Source organism: Actinokineospora sp. NBRC 105648 (genome assembly GCF_030269645.1).
Classification (GTDB): Bacteria; Actinomycetota; Actinomycetes; order Mycobacteriales; family Pseudonocardiaceae; genus Actinokineospora.
Map to the genome: position 1 here is coordinate 31,226 of NZ_BSTR01000018.1, position 15,705 is coordinate 46,930.

At 67.8% G+C, this 15,705-nt stretch carries 23 protein-coding genes; 2 read left to right on the forward strand and 21 right to left on the reverse strand.

All coding sequences use genetic code 11. The features are described from left to right. Positions 1–5: 5 nt before the first annotated feature. From rpsH to QSK30_RS17680, 21 genes are all read right to left on the reverse strand, one after another. Positions 6–404, reverse strand: coding sequence for a 30S ribosomal protein S8 (gene rpsH, locus QSK30_RS17580; RefSeq protein ID WP_285504067.1), 399 nt, complete (start codon positions 402–404; stop codon positions 6–8). 118 nt (positions 405–522) lie between these two features. Beyond that, complete coding sequence (locus QSK30_RS17585) at positions 523–708, reverse strand: type Z 30S ribosomal protein S14 (protein WP_285504069.1); 186 nt, start codon at positions 706–708, stop codon at positions 523–525. A 3-nt stretch (positions 709–711) separates the two neighbouring features. Then, the gene (rplE, locus tag QSK30_RS17590; RefSeq protein ID WP_285504070.1) at positions 712–1,275 is read right to left on the reverse strand and encodes a 50S ribosomal protein L5; all 564 of its coding nucleotides are present in this window, start codon (positions 1,273–1,275) and stop codon (positions 712–714) included. 2 nt (positions 1,276–1,277) lie between these two features. Next, on the reverse strand, positions 1,278–1,595 hold the full coding sequence (gene rplX / locus QSK30_RS17595) for a 50S ribosomal protein L24 (RefSeq protein ID WP_285504072.1): 318 nt from the start codon (positions 1,593–1,595) through the stop codon (positions 1,278–1,280). A gap of 1 nt (position 1,596) precedes the next feature. Then, positions 1,597–1,965 carry a 50S ribosomal protein L14 gene (gene rplN / locus QSK30_RS17600; protein ID WP_285504075.1) on the reverse strand — a complete coding sequence of 123 codons (369 nt, stop codon included), beginning with the start codon at positions 1,963–1,965 and terminating at the stop codon, positions 1,597–1,599. Between the two features lie 76 nt (positions 1,966–2,041). Then, positions 2,042–2,338 carry a 30S ribosomal protein S17 gene (rpsQ, locus tag QSK30_RS17605; protein WP_285504077.1) on the reverse strand — a complete coding sequence of 99 codons (297 nt, stop codon included), beginning with the start codon at positions 2,336–2,338 and terminating at the stop codon, positions 2,042–2,044. Then, a complete protein-coding gene (gene rpmC, locus QSK30_RS17610; protein WP_285504079.1) occupies positions 2,335–2,586 on the reverse strand; it encodes a 50S ribosomal protein L29 in 252 nt (83 codons plus the stop codon). The genes rpsQ and rpmC overlap by 4 nt, the downstream gene beginning before the upstream one ends. 1 nt (position 2,587) lies before the next feature. After that, entirely contained in the window at positions 2,588–3,007 is a 420-nt protein-coding gene (rplP, locus tag QSK30_RS17615) for a 50S ribosomal protein L16 (protein WP_285504082.1), read from the reverse strand. A gap of 3 nt (positions 3,008–3,010) precedes the next feature. Then, on the reverse strand, positions 3,011–3,841 hold the full coding sequence (gene rpsC / locus QSK30_RS17620; protein ID WP_285504084.1) for a 30S ribosomal protein S3: 831 nt from the start codon (positions 3,839–3,841) through the stop codon (positions 3,011–3,013). Then, complete coding sequence (rplV, locus tag QSK30_RS17625) at positions 3,842–4,273, reverse strand: 50S ribosomal protein L22 (protein ID WP_285504085.1); 432 nt, start codon at positions 4,271–4,273, stop codon at positions 3,842–3,844. A 51-nt stretch (positions 4,274–4,324) separates the two neighbouring features. Then, positions 4,325–4,606 (reverse strand): 30S ribosomal protein S19, encoded by a 282-nt coding sequence (rpsS, locus tag QSK30_RS17630; RefSeq protein WP_092777667.1) that lies wholly within the window; start codon positions 4,604–4,606, stop codon positions 4,325–4,327. An 18-nt stretch (positions 4,607–4,624) separates the two neighbouring features. Next, entirely contained in the window at positions 4,625–5,461 is an 837-nt protein-coding gene (gene rplB, locus QSK30_RS17635; RefSeq protein ID WP_285504087.1) for a 50S ribosomal protein L2, read from the reverse strand. Between the two features lie 14 nt (positions 5,462–5,475). After that, complete coding sequence (rplW, locus tag QSK30_RS17640) at positions 5,476–5,775, reverse strand: 50S ribosomal protein L23 (RefSeq protein WP_285504089.1); 300 nt, start codon at positions 5,773–5,775, stop codon at positions 5,476–5,478. Then, complete coding sequence (gene rplD / locus QSK30_RS17645; protein ID WP_285504090.1) at positions 5,772–6,470, reverse strand: 50S ribosomal protein L4; 699 nt, start codon at positions 6,468–6,470, stop codon at positions 5,772–5,774. Before rplD ends, rplW begins: the two co-directional genes overlap by 4 nt. Next, positions 6,470–7,120 carry a 50S ribosomal protein L3 gene (gene rplC / locus QSK30_RS17650; RefSeq protein WP_285504091.1) on the reverse strand — a complete coding sequence of 217 codons (651 nt, stop codon included), beginning with the start codon at positions 7,118–7,120 and terminating at the stop codon, positions 6,470–6,472. Before rplC ends, rplD begins: the two co-directional genes overlap by 1 nt. Positions 7,121–7,153: 33 nt before the next feature. Continuing rightward, the gene (gene rpsJ, locus QSK30_RS17655) at positions 7,154–7,459 is read right to left on the reverse strand and encodes a 30S ribosomal protein S10 (protein WP_003938093.1); all 306 of its coding nucleotides are present in this window, start codon (positions 7,457–7,459) and stop codon (positions 7,154–7,156) included. A 335-nt stretch (positions 7,460–7,794) separates the two neighbouring features. Next, positions 7,795–8,988 carry an elongation factor Tu gene (gene tuf / locus QSK30_RS17660; protein WP_285504093.1) on the reverse strand — a complete coding sequence of 398 codons (1,194 nt, stop codon included), beginning with the start codon at positions 8,986–8,988 and terminating at the stop codon, positions 7,795–7,797. 160 nt (positions 8,989–9,148) lie between these two features. Further along, on the reverse strand, positions 9,149–11,248 hold the full coding sequence (gene fusA, locus QSK30_RS17665) for an elongation factor G (protein WP_285504094.1): 2,100 nt from the start codon (positions 11,246–11,248) through the stop codon (positions 9,149–9,151). A 72-nt stretch (positions 11,249–11,320) separates the two neighbouring features. After that, complete coding sequence (gene rpsG, locus QSK30_RS17670; protein WP_285504096.1) at positions 11,321–11,791, reverse strand: 30S ribosomal protein S7; 471 nt, start codon at positions 11,789–11,791, stop codon at positions 11,321–11,323. Between the two features lies 1 nt (position 11,792). Then, positions 11,793–12,167, reverse strand: coding sequence for a 30S ribosomal protein S12 (gene rpsL, locus QSK30_RS17675; RefSeq protein ID WP_018682837.1), 375 nt, complete (start codon positions 12,165–12,167; stop codon positions 11,793–11,795). A gap of 395 nt (positions 12,168–12,562) precedes the next feature. Further along, positions 12,563–13,459: a DUF4082 domain-containing protein gene (locus tag QSK30_RS17680; RefSeq protein ID WP_285504097.1), complete on the reverse strand. Its 897-nt coding sequence runs from the start codon at positions 13,457–13,459 to the stop codon at positions 12,563–12,565. A gap of 316 nt (positions 13,460–13,775) precedes the next feature. Here QSK30_RS17680 and QSK30_RS17685 point away from each other — a divergent pair, with 316 nt between their 5' ends. Together QSK30_RS17685 and QSK30_RS17690 are read left to right on the forward strand one after the other, a co-directional pair. Next, entirely contained in the window at positions 13,776–14,366 is a 591-nt protein-coding gene (locus QSK30_RS17685) for a TetR/AcrR family transcriptional regulator (RefSeq protein WP_285504099.1), read from the forward strand. Positions 14,367–14,438: 72 nt separating this feature from the next. Next, positions 14,439–15,155 (forward strand): SDR family NAD(P)-dependent oxidoreductase, encoded by a 717-nt coding sequence (locus tag QSK30_RS17690; RefSeq protein WP_285504101.1) that lies wholly within the window; start codon positions 14,439–14,441, stop codon positions 15,153–15,155. Positions 15,156–15,705: the final 550 nt, after the last annotated feature.

The following is a 15,705-nucleotide window of genomic DNA, read 5'->3' on the forward strand; positions in this document are numbered from 1 at the left end:
CCCCCTTACCAGACGTACGCGAGGACTTCGCCGCCCACGCCCTGCTTGCCCGCCTGGCGGTCGGTCAGCAGGCCACCGGACGTGGAGATGATCGCCACGCCCAGGCCGCCGAGGACCTTCGGCAGGTTGGTCGACTTCGCGTAAACCCGCAGACCGGGCTTGGACACCCGGCGCAGACCCGCGATGCTGCGCTCGCGGTTCGGGCCGTACTTCAGCTCGACGACGAGGTTCTTGCCCTTCTCGCCGTCCTCATCGCGGTACCCCGCGATGTAGCCCTCACGCTGCAAGATCTCGGCGATGTTCGCCTTGAGCTTGCTGTGCGGCAGCACGACCTGGTCGTGGTATGCCGAGTTGGCATTGCGCAGACGGGTCAAGAAGTCTGCGATCGGGTCGGTCATCGTCATGGTGACCTGGCAACCTTTCTCACCGTGGTTCCCTCTCGGGCCTGCGGTGTTGCGATCCTCGCGGGCGGCGAGCGGACTCGCGCCGCGAGAGGGGGGTCTCGCTACCAGCCGGACTTGGCTACCAGCTGGACTTGGTCACACCGGGCAGCTCGCCGCGGTGCGCCATCTGCCGCAGGCAGATCCGGCACAGGCCGAACTTGCGGAACACCGAGTGCGGACGACCGCAGCGGCTGCAGCGGGTGTAGGCACGCACGCCGAACTTGGGCTTGCGAGCGGCCTTGGCAACCAGCGCCTTCTTCGCCATGGATCAGTTCTCCTTGAACGGGAAGCCGAGGTGCTTGAGCAGCGCCCGACCTTCCACGTCGTTGATCGCGGTGGTCACGATGGTGATGTCCATGCCGCGCTGGCGGTCGATCGAGTCGGGGTCGATCTCGTGGAACATCGACTGCTCGTTGAGACCGAAGGTGTAGTTGCCGTTGCCGTCGAACTGCTTGCCCGACAGGCCGCGGAAGTCGCGGATACGCGGCAGCGCGATCGTCAGCAGGCGGTCGAGGAACTCCCACATGCGGTCGCCGCGCAGGGTGACCCGGGCGCCGATCGGCATGCCCTCGCGCAGCTTGAACTGCGCGATGGACTTGCGGGCCTTGCGGACCTCGGGCTTCTGACCGGTGATGGTGGCCAGGTCGCGGACCGCGCCCTCGATCAGCTTGCCGTCGCGGGCGGCGTCGCCGACGCCCATGTTGACGACGACCTTCACCACGCCGGGGATCTGCATGATGTTGCTGTAGTCGAACTCGCCGCGCAGGGCGGTGACGATCTCGTCGCGGTACCGGGTCTTCAACCGCGGGACGATCTTCTCAGTGGTGGTCATGATCAGATCTCCTTCCCGTTACCGGCACCGCGAGCGATGCGGACCTTGCGGCCGTCCTCGTTGAACTTGTAGCCGACCCGGACCGCCTTGCCCTCCGACACCAGCATCACGTTGCTGACGTGGATGGGGGCTTCCTGGGTCACGATGCCGCCGGACTGCGCGCCGCGCTGGGTCTGGGTGACCCGGGTGTGCTTCTTGATCCGGTTGACGCCCTCGACCAGGACCTTGCTGGTGGTCGGGTAGGCCTGGATGACCTTGCCCTTCGCGCCCTTGTCCTTGCCGGAGATGACAACGACGGTGTCGCCCTTTTTGATCTTCATGTCAGAGCACCTCCGGCGCCAGCGAGATGATCTTCATGAACTTCTTGTCGCGCAGCTCGCGGCCCACCGGGCCGAAGATGCGGGTCCCGCGCGGCTCGCCCTCGTTCTTGATGAGGACGGCGGCGTTCTCGTCGAACCGGATGTACGAGCCGTCCGGGCGGCGACGCTCCTTGACGGTGCGGACGATGACGGCCTTGACCACGTCACCCTTCTTCACACCGGCACCTGGCATCGCGTCCTTGACGGTGGCGACGATGATGTCGCCGATACCCGCGTAGCGGCGACCGGAACCACCGAGAACACGGATGCAAAGGATTTCCTTCGCACCGGTGTTGTCGGCGACCCGGAGCCGCGACTCCTGCTGGATCACTGCTTACTCCCTGACCATTCTTGGCCTGCCAGATTTCCGACCTGACAGGCTCGGCCTTGCTCGTGGAACTACGGGTTTACTTGGCCTTCTCGAGGATCTCGACCAGGCGCCACCGCTTGGTGGCCGACAGCGGTCGGGTCTCCATGATCAGCACGCGGTCGCCGACACCGGCGGTGTTCGCCTCGTCGTGCGCCTTCACCTTGGTGGTGGAGCGCAGGACCTTCGCGTACCGCGGGTGCTTCTTGCGGTCCTCGAGGGCCACGACGATGGTCTTGTCCATCTTCTCGGACACGACCAGGCCCTCGCGGACCTTGCGGTTGTTGCGGACCTCGGCGGCCGAGGCCTCGGTGGTCACGGTCTCGTTCTCACTCATGCGGCACCTTCATTGCTCGTCCCGTCAGGGGACGCCGAGAGGCCGAGCTCGCGCTCGCGCATCACGGTGTAGATCCGGGCGATGTCGTGCCGCACGGTGCGCAGCCGACGGTTGTTGTCCAGCTGCCCGGTCGCCATCTGGAAACGAAGGTTGAACAGCTCTTCCTTCGACTCCCGCAGACGCAGCACGAGCTCCTCTTCAGTGAGCTCACGCAGGTCGGAAGCGGTCCCCGCCCCTGTGCTGGCCATCCTAGAAGTCACCACCCTCACGCGTGACGATCCGGCACTTCATCGGGAGCTTGTGGATCGCGCGGCGCAGTGCCTCGCGCGCGATCTGCTCGTTCGGGAAGCTCATCTCGAACATGACGCGACCCGGCTTGATGTTGGCCACCCAGTACTCCGGCGAGCCCTTGCCGGAACCCATGCGGGTCTCGGCGGGCTTCTTGGTGAGCGGGCGGTCCGGGAAGATGTTGATCCAGACCTTGCCGCCACGGCGGATGTGCCGGTTGATGGCGATACGGGCGGACTCGATCTGGCGGTTCGTCACGTAAGCGGGCTCGAGAGCCTGGATGCCGAACTCGCCGAAGGTGACCTTCGTGCCGCCCTTGGCAGCACCGGACCGCTTCGGGTGGTGCTGCTTGCGGTGCTTGACCCTGCGCGGGATGAGCACTACTCAGCCCTCCCCATTACCCGTGGTGGGCGCGTCCGCTGCCGGAGCGTCCACCTTCGTCTGAGCCTCGGCGGCCGCACGGCCCGCCTCGGTGCTGGTGGCGGTGGTGCCCGAGGCGCCCGAGCGGCGGGCGCGGTTCGGGCGCTCACGCCGCGGCTCGCGCCGGGCGTCCGGGGCGGCCGAGCGGGCGTCGGACTCGCGCCGACCGCCGACGACCTCACCCTTGTAGATCCACACCTTCACGCCGATGCGGCCGAAGGTGGTGCGCGCCTCGAAGAAGCCGTAGTCGATGTCCGCGCGCAGCGTGTGCAGCGGGACGCGACCCTCGCGGTAGTGCTCCGAGCGGGACATCTCGGCGCCGCCGAGACGGCCACCGCACTGCACCCGGATGCCCTTGACCTGCGGCGAGCGCATGGCCGACTGGATGGCCTTGCGCATCGCGCGCCGGAAGGACACGCGGTTGGACAGCTGCTCGGCGGTCACCTGGGCGACCAGCTGGGCGTCCGACTCGGGGTTCTTGACCTCGAGGATGTTGAGCTGGACCTGCTTCTTGGTGAGCTTCTCCAGCTCACCGCGGATGCGGTCCGCCTCGGCGCCGCGGCGGCCGATGACGATGCCCGGGCGGGCGGTGTGGATGTCCACCCGCACGCGGTCACGGGTGCGCTCGATCTCCACGCGGGAGATACCGGCGCGCTCCATGCCCTTGGACAGCAGGCGGCGGATCTTGACGTCCTCCGCCACGTACTCCGCGTACTGCTTGTCGGCGTACCAGCGGGACCGCCAGTCGGTGGTGATCCCGAGCCGGAAGCCGTGCGGGTTGATCTTCTGCCCCATCTAGCGGGCACCACCCTTCGTGCTCGTCTTGCGAGCCTTGGCGGCCTGCGGCTTCTGCACCGGCCGGGACTCGACCTCGACCGTGATGTGGCTCGTGCGCTTGCGGATCCGGTACGCCCGACCCTGCGCCCGCGGCCGGAACCGCTTCAGCGTGGGGCCCTCGTCCACGTACGCCACGGACACCCAAAGGGTGTCGGGGTCGAGGTTGAGGTTGTTCTCGGCGTTGGCGACGGCGCTGGCGAGCACCTTCGCGACCGGCTCACTGGCTGCCTGCGGCGCGAACCGGAGCACGGCCAGGGCCTCGCTTGCGCTACGTCCCCTGATGAGCTCGACGACGCGGCGCACCTTCATCGGCGTGGCGCGAACGTAGCGAGCCCGAGCCACGGCGCGCGGAAACTCTTCCTGCGCCTCGGCATCGTTACGGGCGTTCATCGCTGCTTCCCTTGCTCTCTTTACAGCTTGCTCTGGTGATCGAGCCGCCTGCTAGCGGCGACGGGCCTTGCGGTCGTCCTTGATGTGGCCCTTGAACGTGCGGGTCGGGGCGAACTCGCCCAGCTTGTGACCCACCATGGCCTCGGAGACGAACACCGGGACGTGCTTGCGGCCGTCGTGCACCGCGATGGTGTGGCCCAGCATGTCCGGGATGATCGTGGACCGGCGGGACCAGGTCTTGATGACGGTCTTCTTGCCCGACTCGTTGAGCACGTCCACCTTCTTGAGCAGGTGGTCGTCCACGAACGGGCCCTTCTTCAGGCTGCGTGGCATATTCTTCTACCTCCCTGCTCAGCGCTTGTTCTTGCCGGTACGGCGACGGCGGACGATCAACTTGTCGCTCGGCTTGTTGCGACGGGTGCGGCCCTCGGGCTTACCGGCCGGGTTCACCGGGTGGCGACCACCGGAGGTCTTGCCCTCACCACCACCGTGCGGGTGGTCGACCGGGTTCATGGCGACACCGCGGACGGTCGGGCGCTTGCCCTTCCAGCGCATCCGGCCCGCCTTGCCCCAGTTGATGTTGGAGTGCTCGGCGTTGCCGACCTCACCAACGGTGGCGCGGCAGCGCACGTCCACGTTGCGGATCTCGCCCGAGGGCATCCGCAGCTGGGCGTACGGGCCGTCCTTGGCCACCAGCTGCACGCTCGCGCCCGCGGACCGCGCGATCTTGGCGCCGCCACCGGGGCGGAGCTCGATCGCGTGGATCACGGTGCCGACCGGGATGTTGCGCAGCGGCAGGTTGTTGCCCGGCTTGATGTCGGCACGGGGGCCGTTCTCAATCGGGTCGCCCTGCGACAGCTTGTTCGGCGCGATGATGTAGCGCTTCTCGCCGTCGGCGTAGTGCAGCAGCGCGATGCGCGCGGTGCGGTTGGGGTCGTACTCGATGTGCGCGACCTTGGCGGGCACACCGTCCTTGTCGTTGCGCCGGAAGTCGATCAGGCGATACGCGCGCTTGTGACCGCCACCCTTGTGCCGGGTGGTGATCCTGCCGTGCGCGTTGCGCCCGCCCTTGCCGTGCAGGGGGCGGATCAGCGACTTCTCCGGCGTCGACCGCGTGATCTCGGCGAAGTCCGAGACACTGGCGCCGCGACGACCGGGGGTCGTCGGCTTGTACTTGCGGATACCCATGTCTGCTCAGTCCCTTACGCGGCCGGGCCGCCGAAGATCTCGATCGGCTTGCTCTCGGCGGACAGCGTCACGATCGCCCGCTTGGTGTCCTTGCGCTTGCCGTACCCGGAGCGGGTGCGCTTGCGCTTGCCGTTGCGGTTCAGCGTGTTCACGCTGACCACCTGGACGCCGAAAACCTTCTCGACCGCGATCTTGATGGCGGTCTTGTTGGCGCTCGGGTGCACCACGAAGGTGTACTTGTTCTCCTCGAGGAGCCCGTAGGACTTCTCGGAGATCACCGGCGCGAGAAGGATGTCTCGGGGGTCGGGGATCACTTGTCCTCCTTGGAAGTCGCAGTCTCGTCGACCTCGGCTTCGGTGGACGTGGCCCGACCCTTGGCGGCCTTGACCGGCCGGGACAGGAACGCGTCGAGGGCAGCCTTGGTGAACACCACGTCGTCGTTGACGAGCACGTCGTAGGTGTTGAGCTGGTCGGGCGCGATCACGTGCACGTGCGGCAGGTTGCGCACCGACACCCAGGCGACGTCCTCGTCCCTGGTCAGCACGACCAGCAGGCGCTTGGCCTCGCTGATCGTGGCCAGCAGGTCGCGGGCGGTCTTGGTGGAGGGCTTGTCGCCGTCGACCAGACCGGTCACCACGTGCACCTGGCCCGCGCGGGCCCGGTCGGAGAGGGCACCGCGCAGGGCGGCGGCCTTCATCTTCTTGGGGGTCCGCTGCGCGTAGTCGCGCGGCTGCGGGCCGTGCACCACGCCACCGCCGACGAACTGCGGCGCGCGGGTCGAGCCCTGGCGGGCGCGGCCGGTGCCCTTCTGGCGGTAGGGCTTGCGGCCACCGCCGGACACCTCCCCGCGGGTCTTGGTCGAGTGCGTGCCCTGGCGGGCGGCCGCCATCTGGGCCACCACGACCTGGTGCATCAGCGGCACGTTGGCCTGCACGTCGAAGACCTCGGCAGGCAGGTCGACACTGCCCTCGGTCTTACCGCCGGGAGCCTTGATGTCCACGCTGCTCATCAGGCACCGCCCTTCGCGGCCGTCTTGAGGAACACCAGGCCACCCTTGGGGCCGGGAACGGCACCCTTGATCAGGATGAGGCCGGACTCGGCGTCGACCTGGTGGACCTTGAGGTTCTGGGTGGTCACCCGCACGTGGCCCATCCGACCGGCCATGCGCAGGCCCTTGAAGACCCGGCCGGGGGTGGCGCAGCCACCGATGGAACCGGGCGAGCGGTGCTTGCGCTGGGTGCCGTGCGAGGCGCCGAGGCCCTTGAAGCCGTGTCGCTTCATGACGCCCGCGGTGCCCTTGCCCTTGGTGGTGCCGGTCGCGTCGACGACCTGGCCCGCCTCGAACACCTCAGCGGTGATCTCCTGGCCGATCTCGTAGGAGTCGGCGTCGGTGGTGCGCAGTTCCGCCACGAAGCGGCGCGGGGTGACACCGGCCTTGGTGAAGTGCCCGGACTCGGGCTTGTTCACCTTGCGCGGGTCGATCGCGCCGAAGGCGAGCTGGACCGCGGCGTAGCCGTCGTTGTCCTGGCTGCGCACCTGGGTGACCACGTTGGGTCCGGCCTTCACAACGGTCACCGGCACGATCCGGTTGTTCTCGTCGAAGACCTGGGTCATCCCGAGCTTGGTGCCCAGGATTCCCTTCATCTGCCTGTCAGACATGACTGTGTTTCTCTCCGCCGCTCAGCGCCGCACTTACTGGATGTTGACGTCGACACTCGCCGGCAGGTCGATGCGCATGAGCGCGTCGACCGTCTTCGGCGTCGGGTCGAGGATGTCGATCAGACGCTTGTGCGTACGCATCTCGAAGTGCTCGCGCGAGTCCTTGTACTTGTGCGGCGAGCGGATGACGCAGTAGACGTTCTTCTCCGTGGGCAGCGGCACAGGCCCCACGACCCGCGCGCCAGTGCGCGTCACGGTCTCCACGATCTTGCGCGCGGACGCGTCGATCGCCTCGTGGTCGTAGGCCTTGAGCCGGATGCGGATCTTCTGTCCCGCCATGGTGGCTTGCCGTTCCTCTTCATCGTTGCGATCTTCGGCAGACCTGTCAGGCCGAACCGCGCCGCTTCCCTGTTCACAAGTTTCGATCCACCGCTCCCGGTCCACGCGGTCGGGCGTGTCGCGCCCGCTTCGCATACCGGTCCCTTGGACGAGATCCTTGGGCTAGCCGTGCATCTTCTTTTCTCAGGACCATGGATCCTGACTCCCGTGCGAGGGCGGCCGGTAGTGGAACTCGAACCGGCCGCCCTGCGACGAGCAACCCATAAAGGATGCCACACCGGGGTGCGGCGATCCAAATCGGGGTGGCCGAGCACACTCGGCCACCCCGACGGGGACTACTTGATGATCTTGACGACCCGGCCGGCGCCGACGGTGCGGCCACCCTCGCGGATCGCGAACCGGAGACCCTCGTCCATCGCGATGGGCTGGATCAGGTTCACCGTCATGCCCGTGCTGTCGCCCGGCATGACCATCTCGGTGCCCTCGGGGAGGGTCACCACGCCGGTCACGTCGGTGGTGCGGAAGTAGAACTGCGGGCGGTAGTTGTTGAAGAACGGGGTGTGCCGTCCGCCCTCGTCCTTGCTCAGGATGACGACCTGGGCCTCGAACTCGGTGTGCGGGGTGGTGGTGCCCGGCTTCACGATGACCTGGCCGCGCTCGATGTCCTCGCGCTTGATGCCGCGGAGCAGGAGGCCGACGTTGTCGCCCGCCTGGCCCTGGTCGAGCAGCTTGCGGAACATCTCGACACCGGTGACGGTGGTCTTCTGCGCCTTCTCGCGGATGCCGACGATCTCGACCTCCTCGTTGACGTTGACGATGCCCCGCTCGATGCGACCGGTCGCGACGGTGCCGCGGCCGGTGATCGTGAAGACATCCTCGACGGGCATGAGGAAGGGCTTGACGACGTCCCGCTCGGGCTCCGGGATGCTCTCGTCGACGGCGTCCATGAGCTCGATCAGACGAGCGCCCCACTCGGCGTCGCCCTCGAGCGCCTTGAGCGCCGAGACGCGCACGACCGGCAGGTCGTCGCCGGGGAAGTCCTGCGCCGAGAGCAGCTCACGGACCTCGAGCTCGACGAGCTCGAGGATCTCCTCGTCGTCCACCATGTCGGCCTTGTTCAGGGCCACCACGATGTAGGGCACACCGACCTGGCGGGCGAGCAGCACGTGCTCACGCGTCTGCGGCATCGGGCCATCGGTCGCCGCGACCACCAGGATGGCGCCGTCCATCTGCGCCGCACCGGTGATCATGTTCTTGACGTAGTCCGCGTGGCCCGGGCAGTCGACGTGCGCGTAGTGGCGCTTCTCCGTCTGGTACTCGATGTGCGCGATGGAGATCGTGATACCGCGCTGCTTCTCCTCCGGCGCCTTGTCGATCTCGTCGAACGGCGTGAAGGGGTTCAGGTCGGGGTACTTGTCGTGCAGGACCTTCGAGATCGCCGCGGTCAGCGTCGTCTTGCCGTGGTCGATGTGACCGATGGTCCCGATGTTGACGTGCGGCTTGGTCCGCTGGAACTTCGCCTTCGCCACTTGATTGTCCTCCTGGACTTGTACTTTCCGCCTGACCGAGTGTTTTCGGATGGCGGCTGCTGGGTCAATTGTGCGGACCCGGGGAGTTCCCGGAGAGCCCGCACCTACTGTGCGGAGCTCCGGGGCTCAGTCCCGCGCACGCGGGACTGGGAGTGCTTGGTCACTCCCCCGTAGCCTTTGCGATGATCTCCTTGGCGACGTTCGCGGGAACCTCGCTGTAGGAGTCGAACACCATCGAGTAGTTGGCGCGGCCCTGGGTCTTCGACCGCAAGTCACCCACATACCCGAACATCTCCGAGAGCGGCACCAGCGCCTTGACGATGCGGGCCCCGCTGCGCTCCTCCATGGCCTGGATCTGGCCGCGGCGGGAGTTCAGGTCGCCGATGACCTCACCCATATAGTCCTCGGGCGTGGTCACCTCGACCGCCATCAGCGGCTCCAGGATCACCGGACCGGCCTTGCGGGCGGCCTCCTTGAGCGCCATGGAGCCTGCGACCTTGAACGCCATCTCGGAGGAGTCGACCTCGTGGTAGGCACCGTCGAGCAGCGTCAGCTTCAACCCGACCAGCGGGTATCCGGCGAGCACACCGTACTGCATGGCGTCCTGGGCACCGGCGTCGACCGACGGGATGTACTCCCGCGGCACGCGGCCGCCGGAAACGGCGTTGTCGAACTCGTAGAGCACGCCGTCGGTGGTGGCCAGCGGCTCGAGCTTGATGACGACCTTCGCGAACTGGCCCGACCCACCGGTCTGCTTCTTGTGGGTGTAGTCCAGCTTCTCGACCGTCTTGCGGATGGTCTCGCGGTAGGCCACCTGCGGCTTGCCGATGTTCGCCTCGACCTTGAACTCGCGGCGCATCCGGTCCACCAGGATGTCCAGGTGCAGCTCGCCCATGCCCGCGATGATCGTCTGGCCGGTCTCGTCGTCGAGGTGCACCTTGAAGGTGGGGTCCTCTTCGGCGAGCTTCTGGATCGCGGTGCCCAGCTTCTCCTGGTCGGCCTTGGTCTTGGGCTCGATGGCGACCTGGATGACCGGGTCCGGGAAGGTCATCGACTCGAGCACGATCGGGTTGGCCGGGTCGCTCAGGGTCTCACCGGTGGTGGTGTCCTTGAGCCCGATCACCGCGTAGATGTGACCGGCGATGGCCTCGTCGACCGGGTTCTCCTTGTTGGCGTGCATCTGGAAGATCTTCCCGATGCGCTCCTTGCGGTCCTTGGTCGAGTTGATGACCGGGCTGCCGCTGGGAACCCGGCCCGAGTACACCCGGACGTAGGTGAGCTTGCCGAAGAACGGGTGCGTGGCGATCTTGAAGGCCAGCGCGGAGAACGGCTCGGTCATCTCGGGCTTGCGGAAGGCGGGGGTCTCCCCGTCCTGCAGCGTGCCCTCGACCGGCGGGAGGTCGAGCGGGGAGGGCAGGTAGTCGATCACGGCGTCGAGCATGGGCTGCACGCCCTTGTTCTTGAACGCCGAACCGCACAGGATCGGGTACGCCGAACCGGCGGTCACGATCTTGCGGATACCGCCCTTGATCTGCTCGACGCTGAGCTCCTCGCCGCCGAGGTAGAGCTCCATGAGCTCGTCATCGGTCTCGGCGACGGCCTCGATGAGCGCCTCGCGGAACTCCTGGGCCTTCTCCAGCAGGTCGGCCGGGATCTCCTCGACGGAGTAGTCCTCGCCCTTCTTGACCTCGCCGCGCCAGGTCAGCGCGCGCATCTCGACCAGGTCGACGACACCGATGAAGTCGCTCTCGGAGCCGATCGGGATCTGGATCGGGAGCGGCTTGGCACCCAGGCGCTCGGAGATGGTGCGGATGGTGAAGTAGAAGTCCGCGCCCAGCTTGTCCATCTTGTTGACGAAGCAGATCCGGGGGACGTCGTACTTGGTGGCCTGCCGCCAGACCTGCTCGGACTGGGGCTCGACACCTTCCTTGCCGTCGAACACCGCGACCGCGCCGTCGAGCACCCGCAGGTTGCGCTCCACCTCGACGGTGAAGTCGACGTGCCCGGGGGTGTCGATGATGTTGATCTGGTGGTCTTTCCAGTAGCAGGTGGTGGCGGCCGAGGTGATCGTGATGCCCCGCTCCTGCTCCTGCTCCATCCAGTCCATGACCGCGGCGCCGTCGTGCACCTCGCCGATCTTGTAGCTGATCCCCGTGTAGAAGAGGATCCGCTCGGTCGTCGTGGTCTTGCCCGCGTCGATGTGGGCCATGATCCCGATGTTGCGGACCTTGGCCAGGTCGGTCAGCACGTCGAGTGCCACGGGTGTTTCCCCTGTCCTTGATGCAGAGCTACGGCGCCGCTGCAGCCCCGACCGGGCGGTCGGGGCCGGTTGTCACCAGCGGTAGTGGGCGAAGGCCTTGTTGGACTCGGCCATCTTGTGCGTGTCCTCGCGGCGCTTGACGCTGGCGCCAAGGCCGTTCGAGGCGTCGAGCAGCTCGTTCATCAGCCGCTCGATCATGGTCTTCTCGCGGCGGGCCTGGGAGAAGGAGACGAGCCAGCGCAGCGCGAGCGTGGTGGAGCGGCCCGGCTTGACCTCGATCGGCACCTGGTAGGTGGCGCCACCGACGCGGCGGCTCTTCACCTCGATGGTGGGCTTCACGTTGTCGAGCGCGCGCTTGAGCGTGACCACGGGGTCGGTGCCGCTCTTGTCCCGGGCACCCTCGAGGGCGCCGTAGACGATGCGCTCGGCGACGGAGCGCTTGCCGTCCTTGAGCACCTTGTTGATCAGCTGGGTGACCAGCGGCGAGCTGTACACCGGGTCGGAGATCAGCGGCCGCTTCGGGGCCGGTCCCTTACGGGGCATGTCAGCTCTTCTCCTTCTTCGCGCCGTAGTGGCTGCGGGCCTGCTTGCGGTTCTTCACGCCCTGCGTGTCCAGCGAGCCGCGGATGATCTTGTAGCGGACACCCGGGAGGTCCTTCACGCGGCCACCGCGGACGAGCACCATGGAGTGCTCCTGCAGGTTGTGACCCTCGCCAGGGATATACGCCGTGACCTCGATGCCGCTGGTCAGCTTCACGCGCGCGACCTTGCGCAGCGCGGAGTTCGGCTTCTTCGGGGTGGTGGTGTACACGCGAGTGCACACGCCACGCCGCTGCGGGCTCCCCTTGAGAGCCGCAGTCTTCTGCTTGGCGACCTTGTCCTGGCGGCCCTTGCGGACCAGCTGCTGGATCGTGGGCATAGACCGGCTTTCTCCTGTTAACGCTCGACACCCGAACCGGGGGCCGAAGGCACTGTGTACTTGCGGTTCCTGCTGCTCCGCCCGTCCCCCGAGGTCGGGCGTGTCGCCCGAACTCGCGGCGCCCGTGCGGGATCGAATCATCCCAACGGGGTTCGAGAGGAACTCCGGCGTGTCTGGCAGGAGGCCGGTAGCCGGCCATCGTCTGAACGATCACCGAAACCAGACCGCGCGGCACAGGCACACGGACCGACCCGACATGGGTCGGGCACGAGTAGCAAAGATACCTCGGGCGTGGGTCGGAGGTCAAAACGGGGTACCCCTGGAACGCGCCGAGGCGGCCCCCACTCAGGGGACCGCCTCGCCCAACGCGTCACCGACCGTGGTGGTTCCCCGGGTCAGGGGGTCAGCTGGAAGTGCGGGATGACCCAGTAGTAGCTGCCGCCCCAGGTCTGGTCCGGGAAGCCGCCGAGCTCGGGGACGGGTCCCTCGTCGGCGTAGTGGTAGACGCCCGCGTCCGGGGGTGAGGAGAAGGGGGCCTCCACGGTCCCGGCACCGGTGAAGTGCCCGTTCGTCACCGCGTAGTGGCCGTACGGGGTGAAGTAGGAGACCACGTAGGTCTCCCCCGGCACGACCGGGACGGGCTCGGGGAAGTAGAAGAACCGCGACCAGGGCGACTCGTGGGCCTCGGCCAGCAGCACGCCGTCGGCCGACCAGACGCGCGCGAGGAGGTCGTCACCCGGGTAGTAGTTGCCCAGCGTGACACCGGTGATGTAGCCGGCGCGGTCGACCTGGACCTTCTGGCCGACCTCCACCGGCCGGGCGTCGGAGTCCACCGCGACGTAGTCCCGGTCGCCGCGCAGCGGCTGCCAGAACTCGCACCGGGTGCACGGCAGCGGCTTGAGCGGACCGCTGCCCGCCGCGTAGCGGGTGTGCCTCCAGGGCGACTCGACCTCGGTCGCGCTGCGCGCCCGGGAGACGACGTCCACCTGACCGGTCGTGGTGGCGGTGTGGATGTAGCTCCACTCGCCGGTGCCCTGGGCGAGTTGCCAGGTGTGGCCGCCGTCGACGGAGACGTCCACCGCGGTGACCGCGGCCGGGCCGTCGTCGGAGGTGCTGTAACCGGCGATCATGATCGGGACGTTGAGCGGCAGCACGTTGCCGTCGGTCGGGAAGACGACGAACGAGCTCGGGTGCACCTCGGCGCTCGCGGCGCTCGCGGCGCTCGCGGCGCTCGCGCTGAGGACGGGGACGAGGAGCACGGCGGCGGCGGCCGCGGCGAGTCTGTGGAACACGGTTCCTCCGGTCAGGCCGGGATGGCGGGTGGGTCACCGCGGTCTCACCGCACTGCGGCCACGAGCGGGCCAAGAGCAGGATCGCGAGCCCGCGCGACACAGGTCCTCCGGGGAGAGGGTGGCCCCGACGTCGACCGCACGGTATCGGTCAGGGCACCGGGCCCGAATGTTCCAGACGGGTGACAACCGCGCGGGCGGACCAGGCTGGGTGACCTGCAACACTTGGCGGCCAACGAATTTCGTCTGTCCATTTGGGATTAACGAAGTCGTCCCGGGAGGGCTACCATTCCAAGACGACCGGTCGTATACTTCCGGCGTGGCGCGACCGAGACTGAGCGAGGACACCCGGCGACGGCTGCTCGAGGTGAGCGCGGCGCAGTTCCTCCGGCAGGGCTACCACGGCACCGGGATCAAGGACCTGCTCGACCGGGTGGAGATCCCCAAGGGCTCGTTCTACAACTACTTCCCGAGCAAGGAGGCCCTCGGCGTGGCGACCATCGAGTACACCGCCCGCTGCACCGCCGCCGCGCTGACCAGTGCGTTCGACGGGGCGCCGGACCCGCTCTCGGGGGTGCGCGCGTTCTTCGAGTCGCTGCTGGCCCACTTCGAGGACAACGACTTCACCGGCGGCTGCCTGCTCGCCAACCTGGCGTGCGAGCTCGACGACAGCGAGACCTGCCGGGTGGCGATCTCGGTCGCGTACCGGCAGTGGCGCGACGGCCTGGCGGGACCGCTGGCCGCGGCGCAGGCGGCGGGCACCGTGCGCGACGACGTGCCCGCCGAGGAGTTGGCGGACACGCTGATCGAGGCGTGGGAGGGCGCGGTGATCCGGATGAAGGTCGACCGGTCCGCGGCCCCGCTGCGGCGGTGCATGCGCCTGCTGCTCGACGGCTACCTGCGGCCGTGAGCGGCTCTCTTTTTTTGTGGCCGTTCGAAGACGACCGGTCGTATCACCCTGGGGGTAGTCATGGTTCGGACAGTGGTCATCACAGGCGCGAGCAGCGGCATCGGCCTCGACGCCGCCCGCGGGTTCGCCGAGCGGGGGGACAACGTAGTGCTCAACGGCCGCGACCCGGACCGGCTCGCTGCGGCCGCCGCGGGGCTCCCGGCTGAGCGGGTGGCGGCGGTGGTGGGCGACATCGGCGACCCGGGGACCGGGGAAGCGCTGGTCAGCGCGGCCCTTGCGGCGTTCGGCGGGGTCGACGTGCTGGTGAACAACGCCGGGGTGTTCGAGACCAAGCCGTTCCTGGAGGTGACCGAGGAGGAGCTGGACCGGTACCTGTCGACGAACCTGCGCGGCACCTACCTGGTCACCCAGGCCGTTGTGCGGCAGATGGTCGCGCAGGGGCGTGGGGGGTGCGTGATCAACGTGGGGACGGTCTTCGTCACGCAGGCGAAGACGGGGGTGCCCGCGTCGGCGCCGTTGGCGAGCAAGGGCGGGGTGCACGCGCTGACGGTGAGCCTGGCGGCTGAGCTGGCGCCGATGGGGATCCGGGTGAACACGTTGGCGCCGGGGGTGATCCGGACGCCGTTGTTCGCCGGGGCGGACATGGGGGAGCTTGGCGGGTGGGCGCCGATGGGGCGGGTCGGGTCGGTTGGGGAGACGACCCATTCACTGCTCTATCTGGCTGATTCGGCTTTTACTACTGGGCATGTGTTGGCGCTTGATGGTGGGTATTCGGTGGGGCGGGGCTAGCTGCTTTTGGTGCTGGGTGTGCCTTGGGGCTTGTTTGGGGTTTGCTGCGTCGGGGTTTGCTCGGGCGGGGTGCTGGATTGGGTGGAGTGGCTTTGCCCGGGGCCCCTAGGGGCGATCGTCGTGGGAAAAGCGGGTGGGAAAGGGAGCCCCACGACCACAGCAAGTTTACGATCGCCCCTCCCCCCAGACAAAGCCACTCCACCCAATCCAGCAGGCGCGTTGTCCAGGTGCGGATGCGTGGGAAGTGGGTCTACGACCAGGGAGTCTGCGACCAGCGCGGCTGCTGCCGATTCATCAGGTGGGGCGTGCGGGTGCGGGTGCGTTGGAGGCGGGGTTTGGATTGGCGTGTCTCCTGCGATCCAGCACGTGGGCGTGCGGGTGCGGTTGCGTTGGGGGACAAGGGTTTTTGGAGTGTTTATCGTCCTGGGTGGGCTTGGCTTGGGGGGCGGGGGCTTGGGTAGAGCTGCCTGAGGCTTTGTCTGGCGCCGGAGCAGGTGCGGTGCGGCTCGGGTTGGCGCTGGGGGTGTCAATCCGGGAGGGACAAAGAAAA